General features: G+C 49.1%; 13 protein-coding genes. 1 reads left to right on the top strand and 12 read right to left on the bottom strand.

Annotated elements, in window-relative coordinates:
- Positions 1 to 197: 197 nt before the first annotated feature.
- The 9 genes from nrdG to AB8Q18_14380 form a co-directional block, all read right to left on the bottom strand.
- Complete coding sequence (gene nrdG / locus AB8Q18_14420; GenBank protein XDZ51343.1) at positions 198 to 671, bottom strand: anaerobic ribonucleoside-triphosphate reductase activating protein; 474 nt, start codon at positions 669 to 671, stop codon at positions 198 to 200.
- 3 nt (positions 672 to 674) lie between these two features.
- Positions 675 to 2,966, bottom strand: a complete 2,292-nt coding sequence (locus tag AB8Q18_14415; protein ID XDZ51342.1) for an anaerobic ribonucleoside triphosphate reductase — start codon at positions 2,964 to 2,966, stop codon at positions 675 to 677.
- An 851-nt stretch (positions 2,967 to 3,817) separates the two neighbouring features.
- Positions 3,818 to 4,375, bottom strand: a complete 558-nt coding sequence (locus AB8Q18_14410; GenBank protein ID XDZ51341.1) for a TMEM165/GDT1 family protein — start codon at positions 4,373 to 4,375, stop codon at positions 3,818 to 3,820.
- Positions 4,376 to 4,595: 220 nt separating this feature from the next.
- Positions 4,596 to 5,594, bottom strand: coding sequence for an LLM class flavin-dependent oxidoreductase (locus AB8Q18_14405; GenBank protein XDZ51340.1), 999 nt, complete (start codon positions 5,592 to 5,594; stop codon positions 4,596 to 4,598).
- A gap of 31 nt (positions 5,595 to 5,625) precedes the next feature.
- Positions 5,626 to 5,961, bottom strand: a complete 336-nt coding sequence (locus AB8Q18_14400) for a hypothetical protein (GenBank protein ID XDZ51339.1) — start codon at positions 5,959 to 5,961, stop codon at positions 5,626 to 5,628.
- A 48-nt stretch (positions 5,962 to 6,009) separates the two neighbouring features.
- Entirely contained in the window at positions 6,010 to 6,336 is a 327-nt protein-coding gene (locus tag AB8Q18_14395; protein XDZ51338.1) for a monooxygenase, read from the bottom strand.
- Between the two features lie 15 nt (positions 6,337 to 6,351).
- Positions 6,352 to 7,368 carry a lipoate--protein ligase gene (locus AB8Q18_14390; GenBank protein ID XDZ51337.1) on the bottom strand — a complete coding sequence of 339 codons (1,017 nt, stop codon included), beginning with the start codon at positions 7,366 to 7,368 and terminating at the stop codon, positions 6,352 to 6,354.
- Positions 7,365 to 7,892: a spermidine N1-acetyltransferase gene (speG, locus tag AB8Q18_14385; GenBank protein XDZ51336.1), complete on the bottom strand. Its 528-nt coding sequence runs from the start codon at positions 7,890 to 7,892 to the stop codon at positions 7,365 to 7,367. Before speG ends, AB8Q18_14390 begins: the two co-directional genes overlap by 4 nt.
- A 1,150-nt stretch (positions 7,893 to 9,042) precedes the next feature.
- Positions 9,043 to 9,600 carry a hypothetical protein gene (locus AB8Q18_14380; GenBank protein XDZ51335.1) on the bottom strand — a complete coding sequence of 186 codons (558 nt, stop codon included), beginning with the start codon at positions 9,598 to 9,600 and terminating at the stop codon, positions 9,043 to 9,045.
- Between the two features lie 417 nt (positions 9,601 to 10,017).
- On the opposite strand from AB8Q18_14380, the gene AB8Q18_14375 reads away from it, so the two are divergent.
- Entirely contained in the window at positions 10,018 to 10,620 is a 603-nt protein-coding gene (locus tag AB8Q18_14375) for a flavin reductase family protein (GenBank protein ID XDZ51334.1), read from the top strand.
- Between the two features lie 65 nt (positions 10,621 to 10,685).
- Here the strand turns inward: AB8Q18_14375 and mnmE are convergent, their stop codons facing one another.
- The 3 genes from mnmE to AB8Q18_14360 form a co-directional block, all read right to left on the bottom strand.
- Positions 10,686 to 12,035 (bottom strand): tRNA uridine-5-carboxymethylaminomethyl(34) synthesis GTPase MnmE, encoded by a 1,350-nt coding sequence (gene mnmE, locus AB8Q18_14370; protein ID XDZ51333.1) that lies wholly within the window; start codon positions 12,033 to 12,035, stop codon positions 10,686 to 10,688.
- Positions 12,036 to 12,037: 2 nt separating this feature from the next.
- Complete coding sequence (locus AB8Q18_14365; GenBank protein XDZ51332.1) at positions 12,038 to 12,376, bottom strand: zinc ribbon domain-containing protein YjdM; 339 nt, start codon at positions 12,374 to 12,376, stop codon at positions 12,038 to 12,040.
- A gap of 160 nt (positions 12,377 to 12,536) precedes the next feature.
- Complete coding sequence (locus AB8Q18_14360) at positions 12,537 to 12,860, bottom strand: FKBP-type peptidyl-prolyl cis-trans isomerase (protein ID XDZ51331.1); 324 nt, start codon at positions 12,858 to 12,860, stop codon at positions 12,537 to 12,539.
- Between the last annotated feature and the right edge of the window lies 1 nt (position 12,861).

The following is a 12,861-nucleotide window of genomic DNA, read 5'->3' as shown; positions in this document are numbered from 1 at the left end:
TTACCTGAGCAAATGCTCGTATTATTTAATACTGGTGTCTCCAACGAACAATAACCCAATAGCCCTTCTCCAGAATGAATCTTATGCATGGAAAGCCCATCAACAGGCCCAAGATTCACCAAAAAATCAACCGATTGATTACAAAGAGATTTTGAAGAAGCATCCGTTTCACGTGGAACAACGTCAGCAATCCACCCTCAACCCGCCAAATATCGCCCAACGTCAATCATGCGCTGATTGCTGGATCCTACAAAAGGCTGCGTTAAGGTTTTTAGGCTTTGTTCAAAACGACCGTCAATCAACCAGTCTGAAGCCAATACCAATGGTCGACGCTCTGGATCCGCCAACAAGGCTTCAATGGTATAGCCTGTATAGGTCACCACATTTAGTCCCAAAGCTTTAACAGCCAAAGCTAGTTCTGTGCAGGCCGCAACCTGCTCAAATGGGTCACCGCCGCTGAGCGTTAGCCCATCCAAAAGAGGATTGTTCTGCACTAAAGACACGATCTTGCTCGTCTCCCATAAGTTCTGTGGGCGCATCGACCACGTTTTGGGATTATGGCAACCTCGACAGTGGTGGCGACAGCCCTGGGTAAATACGGTCAAGCGTAGCCCAGGTCCGTCAACGATGGATTCAGGCACCACGCCGGCGACATTTAACAGTAGCGCCATGGCCTATTGATGCTTCACTCGATCGCGCTCTTCCGCTCGCTTAGCGTCATTAAAGCGCGCTAACGTCCCCACCAAATAGCCGGTGATGCGACGGATGCGTTCAAATGCTGGGCCACCATCACCTTCGCTGCGGCCACACTGGGGGCATTCATCATCAATGATGCCGGTGAAGCCACACGCAGGATCACGGTCAACCGGATGGTTAATCGATCCATAGCCGATGCCTGCTTGCTTCATCGCCTGAATGATTTTTTCAAACGCGGACAGATTTTTACTGGGGTCACCGTCTAGCTCCACATAGGTGATGTGGCCCCCATTGGTCAATGCATGATAGGGCGCTTCGACGTTGATTTTGGCAAAAGCCGTGGTGGAATGATAGACCGGGACATGGAAGCTATTGGTGTAATAATCCCGATCCGTGACGCCAACAATGGTACCAAACCGACGCCGATCCATTTTGACAAAACGCCCCGCAGTGCCTTCTGCTGGCGTGGCAATCAAGGAATAATTCAAGCCATAGCGCTGAGCATATTCATCCATGCGCGCACGCATGTGGCCAATAATCGCCAAACCCAAGCGCTGCGCTTCGGCCGATTCGCCGTGATGGGCCCCACATAAGGCCTTAAGGCATTCTGCCAGGCCAATAAAGCCCACAGTCAGCGTACCGTGCTTTAATACCTCACCAATACGGTCTTCAGGGCCTAAATGCTGGGCATCCATCCACACGCCTTGGCCCATGAGGAAGGGAAAATTCTTTACTTTTTTCTGTGCCTGTATCTGATAGCGTGCCCACAGCTGAGCCACCACCAAATCAATTTTTTGGTCCAAGGACGCATAAAAACCGGCCACATCTTGCCGATGTAAGAGGCCTAGGCGTGGTAGGTTGATGGTGGTAAAGCTCAAATTACCGCGACCGCTGACAATGGCGCGCTCAGGATCATGCACATTACCCATCACCCGAGTACGACAGCCCATATAAGCAACTTCTGTCTCTGGCTGATCGGGACGATAGAACGCCGCATTAAAAGGCGCATCAATAAACGAAAAATTAGGAAATAGGCGTTTAGCGCTGACCTGACAGCTTAACTGCAATAAATCATAGTTAGGATCGCCCGGCAACCCATTCACGCCATCCTTCACCTTAAAGATTTGAATGGGGAAGATCGCAGTTTCACCTTGTCCTAGACCGCGCTCCGTTGCCAATAATAGGTTACGCACCACCATACGCCCAGCCGCCGATGTATCGGTACCATAGTTGATGGATGAAAACGGTATCTGTGCGCCCGCTCGAGAATGCATGGTGTTGAGATTATGAATCAAGGCTTCCATAGCTTGGAAGGTGCTCTTATCGGTGTCTTGCCAGCTAGCGGTCGCCACATGTGCCTGTAGCGTGTCGATGAGCCTTGTGGATAAGCCAAAGGCCTTGAGGATTTCTGCTTCAGCCTGTTGATAAGACGAGACATCAGCTAATCCAGGGCCGGCACCCAAGCGCGCCTGACACGCCTCTATCATTTTATTCACAGGCTCATGAGTCAACAAAGCCAGCGCTTTGGCCACATTATCCCGATAGTGCTTGGCATGGGTTTTATCCACACCCGCAGCCATGGCAAAATCAAACATGGGCACCGATTGGCCACCATGCTGATCATTTTGGTTAGACTGTATGGCGATGCAGGCTAGGGCAGAGTAGGCGTGAATGCTTTGCGGCTCACGTAAAAAGCCATGGCCCGTGCCAAAGCCGCCCGCAAACAGCGTTTTTAAGTCGATCTGACAACAGGTCGTGGTCAGAGTTAAAAAATCCAAATCGTGAATGTGAATGTCGCCCGTCTGATGCGCTTGGGCATGCTGTGGCTGCAGCACGAATAGATCGTAGTATTTCTTGGCGGCCTCAGAACCATATTTAAGCATGGTACCCATGGCCGTATCGGCATCAATATTGGCATTTTCCCGCTTTAAATCAGAATCCGCCGCATCAGTGCTGGAAAGGTCGGCAAACACCTGCATCAACGCCCCATTCATTTCGCGCATGCGCTGACGATTCGCCCGATACAGAATATACGCCTTAGCCGTCTTCGCGTGACCAGCTAAAATCAGCTGCCGCTCCACCTCATCTTGGATGGATTCAATCAGCACGCATTCCGACCCTAGAGCCGACACCACTTTTTCAGCCAGCTCATGGGCTTGACCTAGGTTGTCACCACCCACGGCCTCAGCCGCCTTAAAAATGGCCGCAGCTATTTTATCCACACAAAAAGGCTCTACCCGACCATCTCTTTTCTGTATCATCTCCGTCATGACTTCCTCCAAAATACACAATATATTGTGTTAATAATAATTAACAATACAAAATATGGTATCAGAAGCCCATTTTCATGCAGGCGTAAAAAAGCTTTGTTTGCGCTATCACAAATAACGATGTCTTCCACTCAATGCCCAAATCAAGCTCAATCCCTGTCAGAGTCTAGCCTCGACCACGATCAACCGTTTAAACAACACCAGCCGTATTTATGTTCCTGATGGCCGAACATGGTTTCACGTGAAACGTGATAATGGCCTAGGCCAGTTCAATGCAGGCTGCGCTTTAACCATGGTTTGTTGGCCGCTTGTAGGGTGGTGCAAAGCGCAGCGTGCCCACCGTTTTGAATCATTTGTTTCATAATGCTTCGGCTATTTCGCTATTGATTAGTTGTTTTGTTTCGCCCCTTGGGCGACGTCATTTCTTTTGGATGTCCAAAAGAAACGAAGCAAAGAAAAAACACCCCACTTTATCCGCCCGCTACGCGGGTGCCCTCGTTGGCCCGCGCATTGCCGGCGGCAAGAAGCCATGCTTGCCTTAACCGCCCCGGCCCTGCACGAACCGCCTCGGCGGCTAAAAAGGGGACGGTACTTCACCTAAGGGAGACGTGGTGAGTTGTCACACAAGGTAGCTAAAGGCAACCTTCAATCAATAGCAAGATAACCGAAGCAGTAGCGGTTGTTTTCATATTTAGATACCTCCTCATAATGCCAACAAACCATCCTATACAGCATGCACGGCGGGCTTTATAAACGCTGTCGCGATCAGCACAGCCCCAGCAAGCCTCATCCACACCATAAAAAAAGCGCTGCTCCATCGAGCAACGCTTGTCAGATTCACACAGCCATTCTTAGCCATACACCAAAGTTAATGCCCCCAGTAAGCAAAATAAGGCACAGGCGCCATAGCGCGCCAAATACAATGGGATGCGGTCCATAATCCATTTACCACAATACACCACCGGCACATTCGCCAACATCAGCCCCAAGGTGCTGCCTGCGACAACGGCCAATGGCGCCTGGTACTTTGCGGCCAACACAATGGTGGCGATTTGGGTTTTATCGCCGATTTCGGCAATGAAGAACAGCACGCAGGTCGCCACAAAGGCCCCGTATTTTAAGGCGCCACTGCTGGCATCCTCATCCTTATCGGGAATCAACACCCACAAGCCCACGGCAATAAAGCTTAAACCAACGGCCCAGGGAATGACGTTGGGCGGCACAAACTGAATCACCCAGTTGCCCACATAGGCAGAGACGGCATGGTTGATTAAGGTCGCCACCAGAATGCCCAATATAATGGCGTGGCGCTGGCTGAAACGAGCGGCTAGAAATAATGTCAGAAGTTGTGTTTTGTCACCGATCTCGGCAATGGCCACGGCTAGAGTAGAAGATAAGAAAGCTTCCATTGTTTTGACCTCGGTGGGCTTGATTTCGGCAAAAGACACGCATCATGCGCCCACCAAAAGCGCAATGCATGTCTTAAGTCTCATCAATCCCACTGAGTAGGACGTACTGACCATGAGCAAGTGGCTCAAATATGTTGATCAGCACTTTTGGCCAAATGTTGCGCCAAAAAGATTACTCCCCTAAGAGTTAGGCGGATTATAGCCAGCCCCTGTCAAAAACTCAAGCCTTATGTCCATCTTGTAGTATTTCAGCGATCTTAGCGAAGTTGGCCAACCTGTCTTGGTGATCATACATCTGAGCCGTCACCATCAGTTCGTCCGCCTGTGTTTGGGCTAACAGTGCTTGAATGCTGTGGCGCACCTGCGCCTCATCACCCACGATCGAGGCCCCCAGCATGCTGTCCATGTGCATCAATTCATGCGGCGCTGCCACGGCGGTAATGTCGTCAATCGGGGGCGGCAATAGCCCGCCTTGCTGACCTCTGAGCAAGCCTAAGAAACGCTGCTGTAAAGAGGAAAACTGGTATTGCGCCTTCAGCTTGGTATCGGCCACAAAAACATTGGTACCAAGGATGACGTGGGGCTTAGCCAATACGGCTGATGGTTCAAACAAGGACCGATACAAATCCAGTGCCTGCATCATCATCTTCGGCGCAAAATGCATCGCAAAAGCATACGGCAAACCCATCTTGGCCGCTAATTGGGCACTAAATAGGCTAGAGCCCAACAGATACAGCGGCACATTGGTGCCCTGTCCTGGCGTCGCGGTATAAGGCAATGAGCTGCTGTCGCTCAACAAGGCCTGTAATTCAGCCACATCTTGCGGAAACTGGTCGGCACTACCATTGATGTCGCGCCGCAGCGCCCTCATCGTGATCTGATCCGTTCCAGGCGCACGGCCTAGGCCAAGATCGATACGGCCGGGATATAGCGTCTCTAGGGTGCCAAATTGCTCAGCAATCACCATCGGTGAATGATTGGGTAACATCACGCCACCGGAGCCCACTCGGATGCTCTGGGTTTGGCTGGCAATGTGGCCGATCAACACCGACGTTGCCGAACTGGCAATGCTGCGCATATTGTGATGCTCTGCCACCCAGTAGCGATGGTAGCCCAAGGCCTCTGCCTGTTGTGCCACCGCAACGGAATGTGCAATGGCCTCAGCCACGCTACTGCCTTCGGTCACCGGCACCAAATCTAAAATTGAATACTGCACCATGCTGTTCTCCTTACCGCACATGCGCCTATGTCTACCCTTCGTCGTCTGCCACCATCGCCCGTTTGGCGTTGATCTGATAAGGGGTTAACACCGCATGCGCCATTAAATCCACAATCGGGCGGATTAAGCCATCTTTCGCCTTCCACACCTTAGGCGTGAGGCTGCCGGACACGCTAATGGTGTCGCCCTCATCTAAGGTCAACAAGGTGTGACACACCTGTTCGTCAAAAGCGATTAAATTCACCTGAATCATTTCGTTTTGGTAGGTCGCGGCCTGAAAACGAGCCGTCACAAAAGACTTATTCTGGCTGTCTAAACGTTTCATGGGTTTTGCGGTTAAACGGCCGCTGACTAAAGCATCAATCATGACAAACTTTCTACAAAAAAGCCCATGAATCAAGGCATGGGCTTAGTCTCATTGATTTAGGGTAAAGTGGGTGAGCGCGCTGAGGGGCTCGTTCACGTCAAAAATTTTACTGCGTATGCCGGTCACGCCAAATGACGTCAGGCGTGCCGTATGCATGCTTAAATAACGCTCTAAGCTGGCCAAATCCGCAAATAAATACACGCCGCCAGCCTCTTGGGTAGCGGCATTTTCCGTCCATATTTTCCAAATCATGCCCGGCTCGGTGGCGATGCTTTGAGCCAGCTCTTTAAAGGCTGCGCTCATCTCGGCACCAAACGGTCCATCGGTAGGAAAATCAATCTGCAATAATTTTTGCGACACAGTCATTCCTTTCATTCATCATCCACACGCCTAACTTAAGGCATGACGTAGCCATTGAGCCAATTCGCCGAGCTCCGATGCGCGCTGCGGCTGCATTGCCGCCTCATCAAGCACGACTTGAACAATCGCCTCTGGCTGATAAGCCGTGCCCACCAGCCGTTCGGCCAATGCTTCAAACACCTCAGGATAAAGGCTGTCGGTAAACAGCTGAGCACGTGATAGAAGGCCTCTATCCACATCAAAGAAGAGCTCAATGCCGCCCCAGCTAAAACGCTCACTCAACTCATGAATAAATGAGGGCGCTTGGCCAAAATTCCAGTCCCAACTGCTTTGTTTTTCAAATTGGGCCACAAAATTAGGCAAATCAGGCAATGCTGCCGGCGAAATATGTTCAGCCGCCACTCGCTCACCATAGTATTCAAAAAATGCCTCGGTGATGGCCGTCACGATGGCCTCATGCGACACATCTGGCACAATTTCAACCAGATTAGCCACTCGGGCGCGCACGGACGTGATGCCTTTGGCCTGTAGTTTTTTGGGGTCAGGGTTTAAGTAATCGCTTAATCGATTTAAGTCTGTCTCAATCAATAACGTGCCATGATGAAAGCCTCTATCTTTGGTTTCACGATAGGCCGAACCGGAGACCTTACGGTCTCCTTCAGCGGTTTTCACCAGCAAATCATTACGGCCTGAGGCTTCTGCATTCAAGCCCAATTTGGCCAAGGCGGCCAAGATCAAATTCGTCGACACCGTCTTATCGTAGCCAGGCTTGCCGGCCATAAAGGTAAAGCAGGTATTGCCTAAATCTTGAAAGACCGCACCACCGCCACTGCTGCGCCGGGCTAATTTCACCCCATCTGCCGCCATTTTACGGGTATTGCATTCTTTCCAAGGATTTTGGGCGCGCCCAATCACCACCGTATCGGCATTTCGCCATAAAAACAATACTTTATGGCCAGGGTCCATTTGGCGAAAAATGCACTCTTCAACCGCGAGGTTAAACCAAGGGTCGTAGGAGTCTGAAATCAACAGGCGTAATGAATTCATGATTGATGTGCTTTTAAAGCGATGTATTCTTTTTGGAATAAATACATTCGGTAGGCATTATGATAACGGCCCCAGACGAAAAACTCATCAATGAGTTCCCCCTCAATTCTGAAGCCCGATTGTTTATACACATGGATGGCTTTTTCATTCTCAACGTCTACAATCAAATATAGTTTGTGCATATTCAAGACGGAAAAAGCGTAGTCAATACCCAAGCGGGTCGCTACTTTAGAGTAGCCATGGCCCTGATGCTTAGGGTCGATGATGATTTGAAACTCGGTACGGCGATGAATGTAGTCAATTTCAACCAATTCTACCAGCCCTAAAATAGACTCATTGTTGTACACAATAAACCGCCGCTCGGTGCGATCGTGAATGTGTTTATTGTATAAATCCAGCAGCTCAACGTAAGACTCATAAGCCTCTTCAAACCAGTACGACATAATGTTGGCGTTGTTCTTTAGCGTGTGGACAAATGCTAAGTCTTCTCTTTCTAGTGGGCGTAACCGAACACCATCACTCATATTGCAATCCTTTTGTGTACAAGAAGCCTTCATTATAGAGGTTTTTACGCCATAAAGCGAAACCCTGAACGGTGCTTAACAGGTTTAACTTAGCCATGCCAAAACGCTATTTTGTGGATAAGTTAAGTTGTTTTGTGTATATCTATATTATTATTAATAATAACTTAACAGACTTAACCACAAAATCCATCCACACCTTGGTTTTATCAATATTGGTAATAAAATATTAATTTATTCTGTTTAAAGGTTAGATTTAATATCTCGCAAAATACTTATCCACAGGCTAAAATGTGGGCAATCAAGAGCCCTAGCCAGAGCCACCCAATGCGAGGGCTAGGGTGTCCATCGAGTATCCACTACGAAGCCATAGGCATTCTGAGCGCGTCGAATTCGACTGGCCAACACGAAATCTGAGTCAGGTGTGCGTCATTGGCGCTCAAAAAGTGCATTCAGCGCCCATTATGCTCTGCCATCAAGTCGAAACCACCGCCATAGAACCATCTGCAGTAACCGAAACCGTCCCTCGACAACAATCGTCTTGATACGGTCCCAAAACCGAGCCTCCTCTACAGCCCTTATTCCATGGCCTTCTAGCTAGGAACAGGCGGTTTTTTAAACAGGATTAAATTGACATAGGCATTTTCTAGAAAATCTTCTCAGCCTAAATACCTGTGGACAAGTCGGTTTTAGACAAGCTGTCCTGATCAAATAGCGCCGTAAAAACAATTGGCTAACGCCATCAGAAAGCGCTCACAAAATCTGAAATAAAAAGTGACAAGGGCATAGTTATTTTGGTTGCATAACTAAAACTTATCCACAACTCTCGCCTAAAACTCTGGGCTCACACACATTTTATCCACGAGTTATCGACAGATTAAATCACACCCTCTAGTCCAGCCTGGTTCGCTGAAAACGCCTCAAAATAGCCTTAAAAGCCTGATAAAATCGGGGTCCTTAGCAGTAAAATCGGCAGTCATGTCCTATAAAAGTTGATCACAGATAAGTTATCCACAGATTTTTAGCCCCAAATAGGGTCCTATACTTTCTGACGGTTATCATGGGCAAACCCTCATCGTCACTAAGGGCAGTCAGCATCGTTCGCACAAAAAAAACCCGATCCACTGATCGGGTTTTGACGAATCTATCGCACTTAATTAAATTTAATGCTCTGAATGATTTGTTCTGCTTGCGTATGATCCGCTGATTCTTGAGTGAGGGCACACACGGTGAAAATTTTGCTTTCACCTACGGCTAAGCGGCACACTTCAAAAGCCGTCACCCCACCTAAATCATTTTCCATAGAGTAGGTGGCTTGGTTATCCACGCCTTCTACCTCTTTAATGCTCATGTTTTTTACGCCGCTCATGCTTTTACTCACAGCTTCAACCTGCTGTGACAAGTCCTTGATGGTTACTTTGGCACCGGCCGGAATGGGCATGCTCAAGCCGTAGACCGCATTACCGCGGTCGTCGTTGCCCGCCATTTGCAATAAAGTAACGTTATCCACAGGCGTACCAGGCATACGCGCAGAAATCACGGCCGCCTTATCGGCGATTTTATCTTTAAAGCTCTCGCCCACGCTTAAGGTATAGGCGCCATCACTAGAGGTTACTTCTTTAAGTGATTCTTCTTTCGAACCAGAACAAGCAGTTAAAGAAACAGCCACTAATAGGGCGGCGGGTAAATAAGTGTATTGACGAATGGTCATATGGGTATCCTTTGGCATAGAAGCGTTTAATCGAAGCAATATGATGAACCCTCATCTTAACGCACTAAGCATAAAATATGCAAAACGAATGGCATTAATCATGAGTTGTCTATATTATGACTACTGTTATTGAATTAAGTTTGATCACATAGGCCTCAAATTTTACCTGACTGCCTCAAGTCTCTCGCAAAATTTGTCCCTACAGCATAAAAGACTGCTACATTAAAAATCCATAGATGATTGATGACAAATCATTATTTATCTATGCAATCAAATCAGGGAAATCAAATCAGAGAAATCAAATCAGGCTAAACTAGGCCATAACCAGCACAATCTTTTCACAGTCCAAAGAGTAGGGCGACACCACACTTTCACGGTACACTAGCGACATCCTTTAAGCCAGAACAGAGCCCAACCATGATTTTCAACCTAGAAGAACACGGCAGCGCCACCGCCTATCGATTACTGTCTGCCACCATTACGCCCAGGCCCATCGCCTGGGTCACCACCTTGGCCGCTGACGGTACCCCGAATGCTGCGCCCTTTAGTTTTTTCAACATCATGGGCCATAATCCACCTACCGTCGCCATTGGCTTGGTTCGCCAGGCCAACGGCCATGCAAAAGACACGGCGGCCAATATACTCGCCACCCAAGAGTTTGTGATCAACCTCGTCTGTGAGGCCCAAGTGGAGGCCATGAACGCCACCAGCGCGGCCTTCGGCCCCGAAGTCAATGAATTGGCTGCGGGCCAAATTACCACCCGTGCGGCCACCTATGTGGCCCCGCCCTTAATTGCCGACAGCCCCGTGTCGTTTGAATGCGTGAGCCAAGCCACCGTGGTCACAGGACCGAATCAAATGGTCGTGATTGGCCGAGTACGCGCCGTTCACGTGGCGGATGCCTATGTACAAGATGCAGAAAAAGGCTATGTCGATACGCTGGGTTTAAATCTGGTCAGCCGGCTACACAATAATTGGTATGGCCGCAGCACGGATTTATTCCCTCTAGACCGCCCATAATGAGCCTTAAGGCCGCAAAAAAACCATGCCTAAGCATGGTTTTTTTGCTTTGAATCAATAAGATATTACTTACCAATACAAAACCGACTAAAGATCACGCCAAGTAAATCATCAGCGGTGAATTCACCGGTGATTTCCCCCAGCGCCATCTGCGCCAAACGTAAGTGTTCAGCCAGCAACTCAATTTCCGTATCAATTTGGCTGGCAAACAGCAGCTCTTCTTGCGCCTGTAGCAACGCCTGAACATGGCGCTCACGCGCCAAAAAGAGGCCTTCTTGCTCACCTTGCCAACCCACTTGCGCCAACAGAGCCTGCTTGAGTAAATCCAAGCCTGCGCCTGTTTTGGCCGACAGCTTAATTAAATCTGAGCCTGTTTCACGTGAAACATGCGCCGGTTGCTCTTGAGTCAAATCAATTTTATTCTGTACTTCAATGCGCTTCAGCTGTTCCGGTAGCTTGGCCAAGATCGCCTCTGTCGTGGCGTTTAGGCCTTCACGTGGATCAACCAACACCAGCGCCACATCGGCCTGTTTGACCGCAGCTTCACTGCGCTCAATGCCAATTTTCTCCACCACGTCGTCGGTATCGCGTAGGCCAGCGGTGTCAATGATGTGTACCGGCACGCCATCAATGATGATGTGTTCCTTTACCGTATCACGCGTGGTGCCCGCGATGTCGGTGACAATGGCCACATCATCACCGGCTAAGGCGTTCAGCAGCGAAGACTTACCCACGTTGGGGGCACCCACCAATACGACCTGCATGCCTTCCCGCAGAATGGCGCCTTGGCTGGCGCTGGCCAAAACGCGCGTCAGCTGGCTCTGAATATCGGCCAGCTTACCTTTGGCATTCGCTGCCTCGAGAAAATCAATGTCTTCTTCTGGAAAATCTAAGGTGGCTTCCACCAACATACGCAGGGTGATCAGCTGATCGACCAGGGCATGAATGTGCTCAGAAAAAGCCCCTTTTAGCGACCGCAACGCCGATCTAGCCGCGCTTTGACTGCTGGCATCAATTAAATCCGCTACGCTTTCTGCTTGGGCCAAATCCAGCTTATTATTTAGAAATGCCCGTTTGGTGAATTCACCGGGCTGCGCCATCTGCGCGCCCAGTGCCAAACAGCGTTTCAGCAACATATTCAACACCACCGGCCCACCATGGCCCTGAAGCTCAATCACGTCTTCGCCAGTAAAGCTAGCTGGCGCTTTAAAATAGAGCATCAAACCATTATCAATGGCCTGACCGTCAGCATCATAAAAGTCGGTATACATCGCCATGCGTGGCTTAGGGGTTTTGCCTTGGCTTAAAGCCTCGGCCAGCGGCATCAGGTTCTGCCCAGATAGCCGAATCACGCCCACGCCGCCGCGCCCAGGCGCGGTGGCGATGGCCACAATGGTGGGGGGGGTTAAGCTCATGTTTACGCTTTTTTCATAAATTCAGATTTAAGCATCATGCTTTGGCCATCAACCTTACAATCAATGTCGTGATCGCCGTCCACAATGCGGATATTTTTCACCTTGGTGCCTTTTTTGATCACCATCGATGAACCCTTAACTTTTAAGTCTTTAATCAAAATCACGTCGTCTCCATCCTGTAATGGATTACCGTTGCTGTCTTTGACTACTTTCACGTCTTCTGCTTCAACGCTGTCCTCTTCACCCGTCCATTCATGGGTGCAATCAGGACACACAAACAAAGTGCCATCGTGGTAGGTATGGGCGAGGCCACAAACTGGACAATCAGGTACGCTATGCATTATCTTCCCTTTAAAAAAATACCGCTTCATTGTTATCGTCTTGGTATTGTACTTTAAATCGTCACAGCATAGTCTAACGCATGATTTTAAATGATTTTTCCAGCAAGCAATAAAAAAGTTGCCTCCAAATTGCAGGCAACTTTCTGTGATTTCGCTACATTTAACCGACTTGGATCAGCTCAACGTCAAACACCAAAGTGGCATGTGGTGGAATCACACCGCCAGCACCGCGTGCGCCGTAGCCCATTTCTGGTGGAATGGTCAATTTACGTTTGCCGCCCACTTTCATGCCGTTGAATCCTTCATCCCAACCTTGAATCACCATACCTACCCCAAGGGTAAAGCTCAATGGCTGTTTACGATCCAAGCTAGAATCAAACTTAGTACCGTCGGTTAAGTAACCTGAATAATGCACGGTAATCTCTTGGCCTTTAACGGCTTCTGCGCCGGTTCCCAACTCAATATCTTCAATCACTAGGCTCATT

The sequence above is a fragment of the Neisseriaceae bacterium CLB008 genome (genome assembly GCA_041228285.1).
GTDB lineage: Bacteria > Pseudomonadota > Gammaproteobacteria > Burkholderiales > Neisseriaceae > JAGNPU01.
The sequence above is the reverse complement of the archived record's forward strand: the minus strand, read 5'-3'. Positions and strand labels throughout refer to the sequence as shown.